Below are 16,292 nucleotides of genomic sequence, written 5' to 3' on the forward strand. Positions count from 1 at the left end.
ATGCGCTGGCAGTCGCGGGCGTGAGAAGAGGGAAGCGGGATGAAAACATCAGGAACCAATCTGGAGCATGCGCGCGCGCACAACCGTCGTGTGATCATTGAAGCGATCCGCCTGCACGGAGAATTGACGCGGGCCGAGCTGGCGCGACTCACTGCGTTAACCCCGCAAACCGTATCTAATATCGTGGCTGAATTGGAGGCCGCCGAACTGCTCACCAGCCGTCAACCACGCAAGCAGGGGCGCGGACAACCGGCGATTCCGGTGATCCTGAATCCGGCCAGTGCGTTCTCCATTGGTATTCATCTCGATCACCAAACACTGCTGATTGTGCTGGTGGATCTCACCGGTGAGATTCACTTCCGTCGCCTTATCCTGGTGCAAAAACCGCAACCTGATGCCACCTTAGCGCGCATTGCAGAGGTACTGGCAGAGATTAAAACGCAGCTCGGTGCCCGCTGGCAGAAAGTCCTGGGGATCGGCGTAGTGATGCCGGGGCCGTTTGGCGTTGAGGGGATTTCCTCGGTGGGTCCCACTACCTTGCACGGCTGGGAGTTGGTCGATATCGAAGCAAGACTGGCCGAAATGAGCGGCGTGCCGGTTACGCTGGAGAACGATGCCACGGTGGCGGCGATTGGGGAGCGTTTCCACGGCGTTGCGCGCCATCTCAACTCGTTTATTTATCTCTACATTGGTACGGGATTAGGCGCTGGCATCATCATGGATGGCCATGTGTACAGCGGTCATGCGCACAATGCTGGTGAAATCGGGCATGTGGTGGTGGAACCGGGGGGACGTGAATGCTATTGCGGCAATCACGGTTGCCTCGAACGCTATGTATCACTGCAGGCTGCCTATGAATTCTGTGGGCTGGACCCGATGACCGCGTTGCCGGACGATCTGCTGGACGTCGATCCCGCCGTGTTTGACCGATGGATTGATACGGTGCTAACACCGCTGCGCCAGGGCATCAATATGCTGGAGTGCATTTTCGATGCGGAGAGCGTGATCATCGGCGGCATGATGCCTGCGGCACTACTGGATAAGATCATTCAGCGCTTACCACCGCTCTATCAGTCGGTGCGCGGGCGCTATCTCACCGGCTCACGCCTGAAAACCGGCTTAACCGGCAGTGATACCGCTGCGTTGGGGGCGGCGGCGTTGCCGATTTTTGATGAGTTTAATCCGCAGTTTCAGGTGTTGATGAAATGAGGGCAAGAATGCGCGGTCAAGGCCCATTCCTGCCCTTGAATGACGTTGAAACAACGGAAATCCTGACTTGCCATCTGCCAGAGTACCGTTCCTGACGTCTGGGCTGCGGCCGGTGATTTGTCTGGATTTAACCGGCGAAAAATGCGCTCAGCTTTTGCTGCTCCCGCCCGTGCTCATCCATATTATCCGCTGCCAGCCAGGCCGATATCGCATGCTTCACCTGCGGCCATTCGGCATCAATGATCGACAGCCAGTCGGTATCGCGATTGCGCTGTTTGCGCGTCATTGCCTGGCGGAAACGCCCTTCATAGGTGAAGCCCAGACGTTCCGCTGCCCGACGTGAGGCAAGGTTAGTCGAGTCACAACGCCAGGCAACCCGGCGATAACCCAGCTCAAATGCCTGTTGCAGTAACAAGTAGATCGCTTCACTGCCCAGCACGTTGCGCTGCATCAGTGGTGACCAGGTGACATGGCCAATCTCAATCGCACCGTTCTGCTCCTCAATATTGGCAAAACAAACGGCACCCACGGCTTGCTGAGTGCGATGGTCGAGCACAGCATAACTTACCAGCGCGCCATCCTGGCACTTTCCGCTGACCCACTTCTCCATCTCGGTTAGCGAAGCGGGTTTTGTTGCGCCCAGCCAGGTCCAGTCCCGATCGTCCGGTGCGTTTGAGAAGGCATCGAACAAGGCGGCGCTGTGAGCAATATTTAGCGGTTCAAGCGTGCAGAAGCGGCCATTAAGCGGAACAGCAGGTGGCGAGGCTAGCGGCTGCCAATCTGGCAGAGCAAAACCCACTGGCTGACCATATTGATTCAGTTGCGTCATCGTCTGTCCCTGGTTGAGTTGAATTTTAAAAACGGTTTAATGACAAAACCTTAGATGGATCAATATCACGAAATCAAAATTTTCATATAATTAACCCACTCATTTCATTGCGAATTATCGTTGACCTCATGATAAATCGTGTCGCTAAACGCTAATTTAATGATCCAATACATCATGATGGAGACAGCATGCAGCCAAACCTTCGCGAAGTCGCAGTCAAAAACGTTGAAATCGGCAGTAACGTCACAATTTACCAGCCTGCGAATGTTTATGGCTGCACCTTACAAGACGATGTCTTCATCGGCCCGTTTGTCGAAATTCAGGCACATACGGTAATTGGACGTGGCACAAAGGTGCAATCACACACTTTTATCTGTGAATACGTCACCGTAGGTGAAAACTGTTTTATTGGTCATGGCGTGATGTTCGCCAACGATATGTTCCGTGATGGCGAACCCAATGCCGACCGAGAAAGCTGGGCGCGCATCATGCTCGGTAATAACGTTTCAATCGGCAGTGGCGCGAGCATTTTGGCGGTCAACATCTGTGATGGTGTGGTGATCGGCGCGGGCAGCGTGGTGACGAAAGACATCACGCAGAAGGGCGTATACGCAGGCAACCCGGCGCGTTTGTTGCGGTTGCTATAGCACCTGGAACAGGCAGGGAGGAAATAGGAGTCCTGAGGCCAGCTTAATCGAATAGGCTGGATTTTAACACTCCATGCGTTTCGTTTATTTCGTATGTTGTTTGTTTCGTTTGTTTCGATTAGTATTAAAGCGCTGTAATTCACGAACTAAGAAACTGGAAATACTCATGATAAACTCAATTCTGGACAAGGTCAGCCTTCCGGCTCAGAAGGAAATTGAGGCCGCTCTACGTGGACAAAGAGAACTGGCGACTTTTCTCTCCACAAAGATGGAGACACAAGTCATATCCATTCAGGATGCGAACGACGAAACTCACCAAATCGAGTTGCCAACCTCAGCTTTAATGTTGCTCATGAAGGTGCTGGGGGAGCTGGCTGTAGGAAATGCGGTGCAGGTCGTTCCGGTTCATGCTGAATTAACCACACAGGAAGCAGCCAATATCCTCAATGTCTCACGGCCTCACATGGTGAAACTATTGGAAGAAGGGAAGCTGCCATATCATAAAACTGGCCGCCATCGCCGTGTGCTTTTTGCCGATCTGATGCGCTATAAAGCTCAGCGCGAAAGTGAAAGTAATAATGCTATGCAGGAGCTGGCTGATTTAAGCCAAGGACTCGGTCTTTACTAATGATTCACTCGCCTTATCCGGTTGTACTTGATGCCTGCGTTATTTATCCAAACATGCTGCGAGATCTGCTTATGCGTCTTGGATTAAGTGGTTTGTACATGCCTAAGTGGACTGCGACTATCCATGATGAATGGCAACGAAACTTAGTTAAAAATATGCCAGAAGTCACACCGGACAGGGTAAAACGTATAGAATTGCTAATGGACAAAGCGCTTCCTGATGCTCTTGTGACGGGTTTTGAACCGCTGATTTCTGGGTTATCACTGCCTGATGAAGATGACAGGCATGTGGTCGCTGCGGCAATAAAATGTAATGCAGAAGTCATCGTCACGTTCAATTTAAAAGATTTCCCGGGCGAGGATTTGGATGCGCTGGAGATTGAGGCGATGCATCCAGATGAATTTATTTTAGATTTGATCGATCTGAATCGAGCGCTGGTTTTGAAGGCGGTGCGAGAGCAGCGTATAAGCCTTAAAAATCCAGCAATCGGTGCAGAGGAATATCTTAATTCATTGTTAAAGCTTGGATTGCCAATGACGGTAAGGGCTTTAGAAGCTTATCGCTTCATGATTTAGCTCACGTTATGTAGGCAGTTTCACTCATTAATACGCTGCGATATCTTTAACTCTCCATCACCCAATGCCCGGCGCTCACCTCGCGATAGCGCCGTGTTTCCGGTACAAATCCCAGTGCGCGCACCGGGCTTTTGAGTTCGCTGACTTCCATATGTCGCTTAAGGTGGCGTCGCGCCGGATCGGGAACCGGGACGGATGACAATAGCTTGCGCGTATAGTCATGTTGCGGATTCTCAAAGATAGCCGCGCGCGGACCGATTTCAACAATCTCACCCAGTAGCATTACCGCCACGCGATGGCTAATGCGTTCTACCACCGCCATATCATGCGAAATAAACAGATACGACAGCCCGAGGCTGGTTTGCAGATCCAACAGCAGATTAATAATCTGAGCCTTCACGGTGACATCCAGCGCAGAGACGGACTCATCGGCGATGATCATTTTGGGATCGAGCATCAACGCACGCGCGATGCAGATACGCTGACGCTGGCCGCCGGAAAACTCATGTGGATAGCGTTTCATCATGGCGGCTGACAGGCCCACACGTTCCATCAAGCCCGCCGCCTTCTCCTGTGCAGCCTGTTTACTGCCAAGCCGATGTTGCAAATAAGGCTCAGTCAAGGCTTCGAGAATCGACATCCTTGGATTAAGGCTGGCGAACGGGTCCTGAAATATCATCTGCATCGCCCGACGTAATTGACGCAGTTCGCTGGTGGAGAGATTCAGCACGTCATAACCATCAAAGGCGACCTCGCCGGCATCGGCTTTGACCAGCCGGGTGAGTGATCGACCGGTCGTGGATTTGCCACAGCCGGATTCGCCGACCAGCGACAAGGTTTCGCCGGGCATCAGATCGAATGAGATATTTTCCACCGCATGTACCGCGCCGGTTTTGCGGCTTAACAAACCTTCGTGGATGCTGAACCGGGTGCTGAGATTTTTCACTGACAGCAGCGGCTGTGTGGCGCCAGGGCGCTCCGGTGGTAATGCCACCTCATCGCCTTTCAGCGCAAACTTCAGTGGCCCGGCGAGCCCTCGCATCGCGCCGAGCTGCGGCACGGTAGCAATTAATGTGCGGGTATAATCCGCGGCAGGTGCCGAGAAAATATCTGCCGTGGTGCCGGTTTCCATCACATCGCCCTGATACATCACTAACGTGCGATCCGAGACCTCTGCCACTACGCCCATATCGTGGGTGATGAACAATACAGCGGTGCCTTCTTCTTCCTGCAATGTCTTAATCAGGTCGAGGATTTGCCCCTGAATGGTGACATCCAACGCCGTCGTCGGCTCATCGGCAATCAGCAGTTTTGGCCGCAACGCCAGCGCCATGGCGATCATCACACGCTGGCGCATGCCGCCCGAAAAATGATGCGGATAATCATCAAAACGTTTTGCCGCGTTGGGAATACGCACTTTCTCCAGCAGCTTCACAGTCTCTTCGCGCGCCGCACGTTTGCTGATATGGCGGTGATTGATGAGCACTTCAGCGATTTGGTGACCAATGGTAAACGAAGGGTTCAGACTGGTCATCGGCTCCTGAAATATCATGGCAACGGCGTTGCCACGAATATCGCGCATCGCTTTTTCGCTCAGATTCAACAGGTTCACACCGTTGAGCAGCACTTTGCCTGTCACACGTGCATGGCGCATATTCAGCAAACGCATGATCGCCATTGAGGTGACGCTTTTGCCCGAGCCCGATTCACCCACAATCGCCAGCGTTTCACCGGCATTGATGGTCATCGAAACGTTCTTCACCACCTCACGCCACTGTTCGTCGTGACGAAACGCAACGGTGAGGTTTTCCACCTGCAGAACCGGCTCGCGACTCATTTGGCCGCCACAAAGCGAGCCGAACGGGTGCTGACCGGCAGAAATTCAAAGTCCGTGTCGAAAGGATAGGCGGGCTGCAGTTTGCGTTTGCGCGCCAGACGTTCGACATACTGATCGACCACGCCTTCGGATAGCGCCATCAGGTTAGGGTTGGCAAGCGGTGCCAGCTCCGGTGACAGATAACCCGACTTCACCACCACAATTTTTGCCTGCGCAGGATGAAGCCCCAGCAATTCAAAATCAGCGATGTTGTGATAAGGGCGACGACGGTCGGCGACCACCACGGTGATTTCGCCAGTTTTAAGCAGCGCCTGTTTCGCTAACGAACGCGCATCATCACTCACCAGCAGCACTTCAAATTCTGCGGTGACTTTGCCACCCGCGGGATCGAGCGTGGCACCGATCGTGAGTGTGAGTTTCGCCCCAACGCCTGCGATGAAGGCGGCATCGGTGGCTGGTTTATCCGTTATCCCGGCGACGATCACATCCTGCGCGCCCTGGCGAATCAACTCTGCCAGCAGATTGGCGCGATCGCCCACGCCGCCGCCGGTGGGGTTATCGCCCGAGTCGGCGAGGATCACCGGCGCGGTTTCACTGGCTATCGCCATTTTCACGCACTGTTCGGTGCTGCCTGTCACGCAGCCAAAGACAAACTCATCACGCGCCTGCCAGTAGGCCAGCGCCAGTTTTGCTGCCTGTTCGGACAGCACGTCAGCATCGGTACCGGTCATGATCGCCGCCGCCGTTGCGCGCGGTTCATCGGCCCAGACATAGCCGACCATCAGTGACGCATCCCAGATGTGGTCGATGTCATTAATGCCCGGCAGACGCGCATACAAACTTTTTGCCGGTTCATCTTCGGTGCTGGTCCGCTCGCCCGGTAATACCACCGGAATCGGTGCCCACACCACACCCGGTTTCACGCCGGTTTGCAGGCTTTTCACCAGCATCGATACCGAGCGCCGCATGGTCTCTTCCACATCAATGTGTGGTGCCGTTCGGTAAGTCGAAAACATGTCGATGGCATCAATGATGCGCTGTGTGACGTTGCCGTGCAGATCGTAACTCACGGTAATCGGGCAGTCCGGGCCAACCAGATCGCGCGTGGCAGTGATCCAGTCACCCTCGGCATCCTCCATGCCTTCGACATACACTGCGCCGTGCATCGCGAGATACACGCCATCCACCGGCAGCTGGGCTTGCAGACGGGTGAGAAAATCCTGCTTGAAGTCATCATAAGTCACGCGCGCCACCGGACCACCGGCGATGGCGCGCGCGTGGAAGGTCGGCAAAAACTCTGCATCGTAATCCTGCAGAAAAGCAAAGTAGGGATTGGTCAGCAGATCGTTACCGCGCACGATGCGGAAGTCGTCGGCATAGTTCAGCACCGGGTTATATGTACTGCACTCCGTATGAATGCCACCAAAAGCAATGCGCATACAGCCTCCGCTAGTCAGGTAATTGAATGATGAATCGATATGCCGCCACGCTTGCCGCGGCGCGCGCCCAGCTCTGTTCGCTGATCACGATGCTGGAAATCGGGGTTTTGCCCATGATCGATGGCAACACGTGGCTATCAATGGATTGCATCACCACGGTTTTCAGTAAGCCGTCAAAAGCATCGGGTTGATGTGCGATGACGATCAATTCGGGATCGTTCATCTGAATAATGTTGGCGATCGAGAGGCCCAGCGCGTGGCCAGCCTGATGCAGAATGGCGATGGCGGCACTGTTGCCTTTCACCGCCAGCGCTTCCAGTTCGGCGATGGTTTGGCTCTCCAGCGCTTTATCGCGCATGCTCTCGCGAATCGCAGTCAGCGAGGCGAGAGTATCCAGACAGCCGCGTTTGCCGCATCGGCAAGGTCGTCCGCCGGGTTCGATGGTGCAGTGGGCGATTTCACCGGCCCCGCCGTGTGCGCCGCGATGCAGTTGGCCCTGGAAGAAGTGTGCGGAACCAATGCCGTCGCCGTGTGAAATCAGCGTGAAGTTGCGCGCTTTTTTCGCCACGCCGAAGATCTTCTCGCTGACGGCCAGCGCTTTGGCATCGTTCTCCAGCGAGACATCAAGGCCGGTTTGCTGTTTGAGCATGTCGGCCAGCGGGACATTCTTCCAGCCCAGCAGCGCTGATTGCACGCAAATTGCCTGATTTTCATCGACAAATCCGGAGAGCGTAACGCCCAGGCCAATCAATTGATCGGCTGAAATGCCTTTCTGCGCAATCAAATCGGGAATCGCTGCCGCCAGCGTCGCGCTCAGCTGTTGGGGATCAGGATTGAGTGGCATGTGCGTGCTCGCCAGCACCAATCCATGCATATCAATCAGCACTAAAACGACGTGCTCGCCGAGCAGCGAAGCGCCGAGAAAATAGGCGCTGTCAGCACGCATTTTTAATAATACCGATGGGCGACCCTGGCCGCTGGATTCCGCCAGGCTCTCTTCCAGCAATCCGGCATTCAGCATCTCTTTGACCAGTGGGCTAATCGCGGCTTTGCTCAACTTCATATTTTCCGCAATCGCAGTCCGGCTCATGCCGTGCGAGGCAATAAGCAGACGCAAAATTTGCTGCTGATGGGCATTGAGCATGTTGGTTCTCACTGCATTAGCGATATGACCTGACAATAATGAGGCTGGAAAACAAATTCAACGATATTTAGTTAATTTTCTGAACGCAGATCTAACTATAAGTAAAATATATGAACTTACGTATTGGCTTTTGTTCAGAGAGTGTGCCTTATATAGCGTTGTTATTTCACCGAACATTTCAATGATTCATTGAGGGCCTTCATGCAAAGCACATTCAAGCATTTAAAGGTACTGACGCTGGCCGGTTGTATCATGGCGTCACTGGCAAGCTCGGCGGCAATGGCCAGCCAGCTGGTGATTATGCAAAACGAACCGCCACGCAGCATGGATCCGGGCAACCAGACCGCTACCTTTACCGGCACGGTGCTCGATCCCATGTATGAAGGCCTGACGCGTCTGGGTGATGATGGCAAGATTATCCCCGCGCTGGCGCTCTCCTGGAGTGCGGATAGCAGCGGATTACACTGGACATTCAAGCTTCGCCCTAATGTGAAATTCCACGACGGCACGCCGTTTAATGCCGATGCGGTAGTGGAAAACTTCCAGCGCCATTTGGATACCAAACGCGGCCTGGCGGGCAGCGGTAAAGTCCGCACCTTTATTCAGGATGTGAAGAAAACCGATGATTTAACGGTTGAGTTTGAGCTGAAAAAAATCAATCCGGCCTTTTTAACCGTGCTGGCATCGGGACCCGGATTAATGGTCAGCCCTACCGCAGATAAAGCGGGCATTATAAATAATAAGTCGGACGGCACCGGGCCGTATAAGCTGGAGCAATATAAATCTGGCGAATATGTACTGGAGAAAAAGAACAGTGATTATTGGGGTAAATCAAACGGTCCTGATGAAATTAAATGGACGTGGAGCAGCGAGCCTTCCGTGATGAATATGGCGCTGCAATCCGGCCAGGTCGATATTATTAATCCGGTACCGCCGCAATTCGCCGGTATGTTGAAAAACAATGCCAACGTGAATCTCAAACAGTCGCCGGGGGCGGCCGTGTTCTGGGTGGATCTCAATACGCAAAGCAAAGCGTTGAGCGACGTACGTGTGCGTCAGGCGCTGAACTTTGCTACCGACCAGCAGGCGCTGGTGAAAGCCATCATGTTTGGCTATGCGCAGCCGGCTAACTCTTCACTGGCACCGGTCGATGCCAACTACGATAAGAACCTGAAGGATTACCCTTACGATGTGCAGAAAGCCAAAGACTTGCTGAAAGCGGCGGGCTACCCGGATGGCTTTAGCATGTCAATTGCTGTTCAGGCACCGGATGCGCGCACCGCGCAGGTGTTGCAGGGGCTATGGGCTAAAATCGGCGTGAAGTTGAATGTGCGCCAGATGGAAAGCGGCGTCTGGACCAAAGCCGCCTTCGCGGATGCCAAAGAGAAAGCCCAGCAGGGCACCGATGCGGTGCTGGCGTCGTGGTCCTCCGGTTTATACGGTTCCGATTTGCAACTGCGCCCGCTGTATCACAGCGCCAGCTTTGCACCGGGCGGCGCGAATCTCGGCTTCTTCAGCGATAAGCAAACTGATGACCTGATCGATACCGCCGCCTCCACGCTCGACGATGCGAAACGCAAAGATCTCTACTTCCAGGCACAGAAACAGATCAGCGGGCTGGCTCCGCAGGTGCTGTTGTTCTATCAGGATGATCTCTATGCCTCGCGCAAAAACATCAGTGGCGTCACCATGCAGCCAGGCGGACAGATTGTGGTTCGTGATGCAGTGAAGAACTGATTGATGAAAGCGTACGTTGCGAAAAAGGTGCTCTCGCTGCCGCTGATTATTTTCGGTGTCTCGATCATCGTATTCATCGCCATCCGCGCGCTGCCGGGCGATCCGGCGCGCCTGATGGCGGGACCGGAAGCACCGCAGGAAGCGGTGGATAACATGCGCATCCGGCTGGGGCTGGATCAGCCGCTGCCGCTGCAATATGTCAAGTTTGCCACTGAAGCGTTGCACGGGAATTTGGGTGACTCTTTGCAGTCGCAACGTCCTGTCATCACCGAAATCAGTGAGCGCTTGCCTTACACCTTATCGCTGGCGGCGCTGGCGTATCTGCTGGCGATTGCCATCGGCGTACCTGCGGGTATGACTGGGGCGATTTATCGCCAGCGGATTCCCGATCAAATCGTGATGGTGCTGACCATTGCGGGCGCGTCGATAGCCAACTTCTGGCTGGCGCTGCTGGCGATGAACTACTTTGCGGTGGAACTCGGCTGGCTGCCGCTGTTGGGCGCGGACTCATGGAAAAACTACGTGATGCCTACCGTCACGCTGGCGATTTTACCGATGGCGATGATCGCCCGTATGACGCGATCCAGCATGCTGGATGTGCTGAGTCAGGACTACATCCGCACGGCCAAAGCCAAAGGATTATCGTCGGCGAATATCCACTGGAAACATGCGCTGCGCAACGCCTTGATCCCGATTGTCACCATCGTTGCGCTCAACTTTGGCAGCCTGATTGGTGGCGCAGTCGTGACGGAATCGGTGTTTAACTGGCCCGGAATTGGTCGCCTGCTGGTGGACTCGGTGAAATACCGCGATTACCCGGTCATTCAGGGGGTTACGCTGGTCGCCGTCACGGGCGTGGTACTGATGAATCTGTTGGGTGAAATATTGATTGGCCTGCTCAATCCAAAAATAAGGTTCGACTGATGCACAGCCTTGATTCCGCTTTAGTGCCTGCGCAGTCGCGCGGTCGCCAGCTTCTGCGTTTCCTGCTGAACAATCCGTCAATCACGATGGGCGGCGGGTTAGTGCTGTTGGTGGTACTGGCGGCAGCGCTGGCACCGCTGCTGACCCATTGGGATCCGATCGAGCAGGATCTGCTGAATACGTTACAGGCCCCGTCTGCTGCGCACTGGTTTGGTACAGACGACTATGGACGAGATATTTTTTCCCGTGTGATCTACGGTGCGCGTATCACGTTATTTGAAGTCGCCCTGAGCGTCGCGCTATCCATGGTGATTGGCATTCCGCTCGGTATCGTTTCCGGTCTGGCCGGGCGTACAATCGATGCGCTGATTATGTGGGTGATGGACATCATCTTTGCCTTTCCGGGCATTGTATTAGCCATCCTGATTGTCAGCGTACTGGGTGAAGGCCTGGCGAATATGTTAATCGCGATTTCGCTGTTCTCGATTCCGGTATATGCGCGTCTCAGCCGCAATTTAACGCTGGGCCTGAAGAACATGGAGTACATCGAAGCGGCACATATGCTGGGTGTGCGCTACCCGCGCATCATTACCCATTACATACTCCGCAACGCCATTGGTCCGCTGATTGTGCAATCGACGCTGACAGCGGGCGCAGTGGTGCTGTCGGCGGCGAGTCTGTCCTTTCTGGGTTTAGGCGTGCAACCGCCGATGCCGGAGTGGGGCACCATGATGAGTGATGGTCGCAATTTCCTTGGGCTGAATATTTACGTGTCGCTGTTTCCCGGTCTGGCGATTTTGATTACCGTGCTCGGCTTTAATGTGCTGGGCGACGGCCTGCGCGATGTGATGGATAAACGTTTATGAGTACAACCCCGACAGTGATTTGCCTCGATCTGGGCGGTTCCTTTGTCAAACTGGGCGTGATGGATGCGCAGCAGCAGCTGACGCTTCTCGATCAGCAAAAAATTCCCGCCGACAGCTGGGCAGCGTTTACCGCGCTGATCGGCCGCCTGATTGAGCAACATCAGCAGCATTTCAGCACGGATTCACCGCTGGCGATTTCAACCGCAGGCATCGTTGCACCCGATACCGGAGAGATGTTTGCCAGCAATATTCCGGCTTTTCACCAACGCAATCTCAGCCAGTCGCTGGGCGAGTTACTGCAACGCAACGTGATCGTGCATAACGATGCCGACTGTTTCACCTTCGCGGAAGCGCACGCTGGCGTCGGCAAAGGGCATAAAGTGGTGTTTGGTGCCATCCTTGGTTCCGGTGTGGGGGGCGGTTTGGTGGCGGATGGGCGAATCATCACCGGGCAAAATGGCCTGACGGGTGAATGGGGCCATGGTCCGATTACGCTGACCGAAGTGGACATTGAAGGCGAGACAATACGCTTGCCGCGCCAGCCTTGTCCCTGCGGTCAAAAAGGCTGTCTCGATAGCTACGGCGGCGCACGCGGTCTGGAGAATCTCCATCGCACGTTGCATAACGTCAATGCGAGCAGCATCGACATTATCACCGGCTGGCAACAGCAGGAAAACAAGGCAAAACGCACCCTTCAGGTGTGGCTACAACTCGTGAGCCAGCCGCTGGCCTACACCATTAATATCACTGGCGCTTCGCGGGTGGCGGTGGGCGGAGGATTGGCTTCAGTTAAGCCGCTGATGGAAGCGTTAAATGAGGAAGTGCAGCGTTATGTGCTGCGCAGCACTCTGCATCCGTTGGTGGTGCCAGGGGCATTTGCACATAACGGTGGGATGATCGGAGCGGCGCTGCTGGCGCGACAGATCGCTTAAGGAACATCGTCACTCTGCAGCGATGTCAGTAAAGATGCCCTTGCTTTGCGCCGTGATGGGCGCAAAGCGGCTGATTGACAATTAATTAGCGGCCACATAATTCTCTGCCATCGAATTCTCATCCAAATCAGTTATCATAAGCAGCTAAATCCTTTCAGTCTCAACGATGGTGGCCTTCAATGCCGCCACGATTGTGATTGGATTCTTCACCTGCGTTACTGGAAAACCATGTCATCTGCACAACCTCAACTTAATCAGCTGCCGGAACAGGCATCGCTGCCGCGCGCCAGTGTGCTGAAAGCGCTGTTTGCGCTCGGCACCGGTGGCTTTGCCATTGGTACCGGCGAATTCGTCATTATGGGCCTGCTGCCCGATGCTGCCACCGGTCTCAATGTTTCCATTCCCACCGCGGGCCACCTGATCAGTATCTACGCGCTGGGTGTCGTGATCGGCGCACCGCTGCTGGCTGTGCTCGGCGCGCGTGCCTCTCGTCGCAATTTCCTGATGACGCTGATGGGCCTGTTTGCTGCGGGTAACCTGTTTAGTTCAGTGGCGCCGGGCTACTACTCAATGCTGCTGGCACGTTTCCTCGCTGGCTTCCCACATGGCACTTTCTTTGGCGTGGCGGCGCTGGTGGCGGCCGGACTGGTGGAGCGCAAAAAGCGTGCCCAGGCGGTGTCGATGGTGCTGTTTGGATTGACCATCGCGAATTTGCTCGGCGTGCCCGCCGTGACAGCCATTGGGCAGGTTTTTGGCTGGCGTGAAGCGTTCGCGATTGTTGGCGTGTTAGCGCTGTTGACCATGGTGCTGGTGGGCCTGTGGGTGCCAAACGTGGCCGGTGATAAAACGGCCAGTCCGCTGCGAGAGCTGTCGGCGCTGACGCGTAAGCAGGTACTGCTGACGCTGGCGATTGGCGCCATCGGCAGCGGTGGCCTGTTCTCCGTGTTCAGCTACGTTAAACCCACGCTGACTGAGCTGGCGCAGATGCCGGTGAGTTGGATCCCGGCGGTGCTGGCGCTGTTTGGCCTCGGCATGATCATCGGTAACGTAGTGGGGGGGCGTCTGGCTGATCGCGGGCTGGAGAAAACCATTCGTATGGTGCTGATCTGGTCGGTGTTGGTGCTGAGCGCCTTTGTGTTCACCGCGCACTATGCGTTTGCCGGTTCACTGAATGTGATGCTGGTCGGCACCATGGTGGCACTGGCGAGCGTACTGCAGATCCGTTTGATGGATGTCGCAGGCGATGCGCAAACCATGGCGGCGGCGTTGAATCATTCCGCGTTTAACCTGGCGAATGCGCTCGGCGCATGGCTGGGCGGCGTGACCATCTCAGCGGGCCTTGGCTGGCAGTCTACGGGTTGGGTCGGTGCGATTCTGGCGGTGTTGGGTTTGCTGATCCACGGTGTCGCCGTGCGCGATGCACGGAGAAAGTCGATTACGTTTGCGCATGAGGGCGGGGTTTAACGGCCCTTCTAGGTAGGCTTGAACGTGGGCCCGTAGCCCCTCTGCGGCTAGCGGGCGTCCTCGCGCCGCTGACGCGGTGCCATCACCTTCCACGCCGTTCCGACGGATCGTCCGGGTAAGGCCGTCCTGGCCAACCCGAACTGACAGTCGCATCCCTGCGACTGTCTCCTGGCCCAACGTAAAAGCCTCTGCGCTGCGGATAGCCCGGCAGCCGCAGAGGGGCTCCAGCCATAAGCAGGGTGCCATTTTTAACATCACGTCATTGTGCTTTTCAGCAGGTTGGGGTTAAAGCTGCTTCATCCTGCCAACTTTTCCTGCAGAAACGCCATAAAAACTCTGTTCACTTCGCTGCGCTGTCGATGCTGTGGATAGAGCGCGTTCAGGTTGAGTGAGGAAGGCTGCCACTCATCCAGCACCGTCATCAGCTCACCGCTGGCTAAGGCTGGTGCCACAATAAACTCCGGCAGCAGAATCAAGCCTAATCCGGCCACCGCCGCATCACGCAACATCTCGCCATTGTTGCTCACCATCGGGCCTTGCACCGCCATCACCTTGCGCTTGTCGCCGTTAAACAGTTCCCAACCGGTCTGGCTTTCACGCCCATAGCGTAAACAGGCGTGATTGAGCAGATCCTCCGGTTCACGTGGTGCGCCCGCGCCCTGAATGTATGACGGGCTGCCGCAGATCACGCGGCGAAATACGCCGAGGCGTTTGGCGATCAGGCTGGAGTCGGGCAGGGTGCCAATGCGGATTGCCATATCAAAGCCTTCACCGACCATATCGACGTAGCGGTCCGCCAACTCCACCTGAAACTGCAATCCGGGATGCTGACTAAGGAATTCAGCGATATAGGGCGACAAATGGCTGATACCAAACGACATCGGCACGCTGAGTCGGAAGCTGCCTTGCAACACCTGGCGCCGCCCGGACACCGCCAGTTCGGCTTCCTGCACATCATCAAGAATGCGTTGCGCGTGCTGGGCAAACACCTGACCGTTGTCGGTGACCGATAGCTTGCGTGTGTTGCGATTCAAAAGGCGTGCGTCGAGGGATTCTTCCATTGCAGCAATACGACGGCTAACGTACTGCTTCGACAGCATCAGTTGCTCGGCGGCGGCGGTAAAGTTGCCGGCCTGGATTACAGCGACATAAATCCGAAGATCTTCTATCTGCATATTGTCCACTTATTGGTGACAGTCATTGTCAGGTTAGCGCATTGTTGAGCAAATCAGTTTACGTATACTGATCCTCATTCGGAAGGGCAAACGCCTACCACAGCATATTTGAGGAGCAAACCATGATTGAACAACGTCTGTCAGAACAACGCGGAGTGGGTGACCACGGTTGGCTGAATTCGCATCACACTTTTTCTTTCGCCAACTATTGGGATCCAAAACAAACGGGCTTCTCCGATTTGCTGGTTATCAACGATGATCGTGTTGCTCCGGGACGTGGCTTTGGTGCGCATCCGCACAATAATATGGAGATCATCTCCTATGTGCTGGAAGGGGCGCTGGAGCACAAAGATTCGATGGGCACCGGTTCGGTGATCGTCCCGGGTGATGTGCAGTTAATGAGCGCGGGCAGCGGCGTCACGCACAGCGAGTTCAACCACTCGAAAAGCGATAACGTGCACTTCCTGCAGATCTGGATTGTTCCAGGCGAGCGCAACACTCAGCCGGGTTACCAGCAGATTTCCGTGCCAGAGCGTGAGAAACGCGGCCAGTTGCGTTTGATTATCTCGCCAGAAGGGGAAGAGGGCAGCTTGAGCGTACGTCAGGATATTCGCATTTATGCAGGATTCTTTGACGGTGAAGAGCAGCAGACTTTCGCGCTGGATACCGATCGCTATGCCTATATTCATGTGGCACGCGGCAGCATCGAAGTGAACGGCGTAAAATTCAAACAAGGTGACGGTGCGCGCGTGCGTAACGAAACGGCACTGCAGTTCAGCAAAGGTGATGATGCCGAAGTATTACTGTTTGATCTGCGTCCGCTCGAAGTGAATCATCCACAGCGTTAATTAAAGTCAGGGCGTCTTAAATGAAGTGAACCCCTTAA

The 16,292-nt window shown here is 55.0% G+C and carries 15 protein-coding genes; 10 read left to right on the top strand and 5 right to left on the bottom strand.

Going from position 1 to position 16,292, the window contains the following annotated elements; translation table 11 throughout:
• Positions 1-39 precede the first annotated feature (39 nt).
• Positions 40-1,209 carry an ROK family transcriptional regulator gene (locus VH86_RS23490; RefSeq protein WP_045834285.1) on the top strand — a complete coding sequence of 390 codons (1,170 nt, stop codon included), beginning with the start codon at positions 40-42 and terminating at the stop codon, positions 1,207-1,209.
• A gap of 127 nt (positions 1,210-1,336) precedes the next feature.
• Here the strand turns inward: VH86_RS23490 and VH86_RS23495 are convergent, their stop codons facing one another.
• Positions 1,337-2,038 (bottom strand): GNAT family N-acetyltransferase, encoded by a 702-nt coding sequence (locus VH86_RS23495; RefSeq protein ID WP_045834286.1) that lies wholly within the window; start codon positions 2,036-2,038, stop codon positions 1,337-1,339.
• Positions 2,039-2,226: 188 nt separating this feature from the next.
• Between VH86_RS23495 and VH86_RS23500 the strand changes: the two genes are divergently transcribed.
• The 3 genes from VH86_RS23500 to VH86_RS23510 all read left to right on the top strand — a co-directional run bounded on the left by VH86_RS23500 (position 2,227) and on the right by VH86_RS23510 (position 3,888).
• Positions 2,227-2,685: an acyltransferase gene (locus tag VH86_RS23500; RefSeq protein WP_045834287.1), complete on the top strand. Its 459-nt coding sequence runs from the start codon at positions 2,227-2,229 to the stop codon at positions 2,683-2,685.
• A 166-nt stretch (positions 2,686-2,851) separates the two neighbouring features.
• Complete coding sequence (locus tag VH86_RS23505) at positions 2,852-3,313, top strand: helix-turn-helix domain-containing protein (RefSeq protein ID WP_045834288.1); 462 nt, start codon at positions 2,852-2,854, stop codon at positions 3,311-3,313.
• On the top strand, positions 3,313-3,888 hold the full coding sequence (locus VH86_RS23510; RefSeq protein WP_045834289.1) for a PIN domain-containing protein: 576 nt from the start codon (positions 3,313-3,315) through the stop codon (positions 3,886-3,888). Before VH86_RS23505 ends, VH86_RS23510 begins: the two co-directional genes overlap by 1 nt.
• A gap of 46 nt (positions 3,889-3,934) precedes the next feature.
• On the opposite strand, the gene VH86_RS23515 is transcribed toward VH86_RS23510, so the two are convergent.
• The 3 genes from VH86_RS23515 to VH86_RS23525 are packed head-to-tail and all read right to left on the bottom strand — an operon-like array spanning position 3,935 to position 8,308.
• Complete coding sequence (locus tag VH86_RS23515; protein ID WP_045834290.1) at positions 3,935-5,725, bottom strand: ABC transporter ATP-binding protein; 1,791 nt, start codon at positions 5,723-5,725, stop codon at positions 3,935-3,937.
• Entirely contained in the window at positions 5,722-7,164 is a 1,443-nt protein-coding gene (locus VH86_RS23520) for a M81 family metallopeptidase (protein ID WP_045834291.1), read from the bottom strand. Before VH86_RS23520 ends, VH86_RS23515 begins: the two co-directional genes overlap by 4 nt.
• Positions 7,165-7,174: 10 nt before the next feature.
• Complete coding sequence (locus VH86_RS23525) at positions 7,175-8,308, bottom strand: ROK family transcriptional regulator (protein WP_045816153.1); 1,134 nt, start codon at positions 8,306-8,308, stop codon at positions 7,175-7,177.
• 201 nt (positions 8,309-8,509) lie between these two features.
• On the opposite strand from VH86_RS23525, the gene VH86_RS23530 reads away from it, so the two are divergent.
• The 5 genes from VH86_RS23530 (at position 8,510) to VH86_RS23550 (ending at position 14,231) form a co-directional block, all read left to right on the top strand.
• Positions 8,510-10,045 (top strand): ABC transporter substrate-binding protein, encoded by a 1,536-nt coding sequence (locus VH86_RS23530; protein WP_045834292.1) that lies wholly within the window; start codon positions 8,510-8,512, stop codon positions 10,043-10,045.
• Positions 10,046-10,048: 3 nt separating this feature from the next.
• Positions 10,049-10,969, top strand: a complete 921-nt coding sequence (locus VH86_RS23535; RefSeq protein ID WP_045816151.1) for an ABC transporter permease — start codon at positions 10,049-10,051, stop codon at positions 10,967-10,969.
• Complete coding sequence (locus VH86_RS23540; RefSeq protein ID WP_045834293.1) at positions 10,969-11,835, top strand: ABC transporter permease; 867 nt, start codon at positions 10,969-10,971, stop codon at positions 11,833-11,835. Before VH86_RS23535 ends, VH86_RS23540 begins: the two co-directional genes overlap by 1 nt.
• Complete coding sequence (locus VH86_RS23545) at positions 11,832-12,767, top strand: ROK family protein (protein ID WP_045834294.1); 936 nt, start codon at positions 11,832-11,834, stop codon at positions 12,765-12,767. The genes VH86_RS23540 and VH86_RS23545 overlap by 4 nt, the downstream gene beginning before the upstream one ends.
• Before the next feature lie 228 nt (positions 12,768-12,995).
• Complete coding sequence (locus tag VH86_RS23550; RefSeq protein ID WP_045816148.1) at positions 12,996-14,231, top strand: MFS transporter; 1,236 nt, start codon at positions 12,996-12,998, stop codon at positions 14,229-14,231.
• Between the two features lie 296 nt (positions 14,232-14,527).
• Here the strand turns inward: VH86_RS23550 and VH86_RS23555 are convergent, their stop codons facing one another.
• Positions 14,528-15,406 (bottom strand): LysR family transcriptional regulator, encoded by an 879-nt coding sequence (locus VH86_RS23555; RefSeq protein WP_045834295.1) that lies wholly within the window; start codon positions 15,404-15,406, stop codon positions 14,528-14,530.
• A 122-nt stretch (positions 15,407-15,528) separates the two neighbouring features.
• Between VH86_RS23555 and VH86_RS23560 the strand changes: the two genes are divergently transcribed.
• Positions 15,529-16,254, top strand: a complete 726-nt coding sequence (locus VH86_RS23560; protein WP_045834296.1) for a pirin family protein — start codon at positions 15,529-15,531, stop codon at positions 16,252-16,254.
• The last annotated feature ends 38 nt before the right edge of the window (positions 16,255-16,292 follow it).

Source organism: Pantoea sp. BL1 (assembly GCF_000963985.1).
Lineage (GTDB): Bacteria > Pseudomonadota > Gammaproteobacteria > Enterobacterales > Enterobacteriaceae > Pantoea > Pantoea rwandensis_B.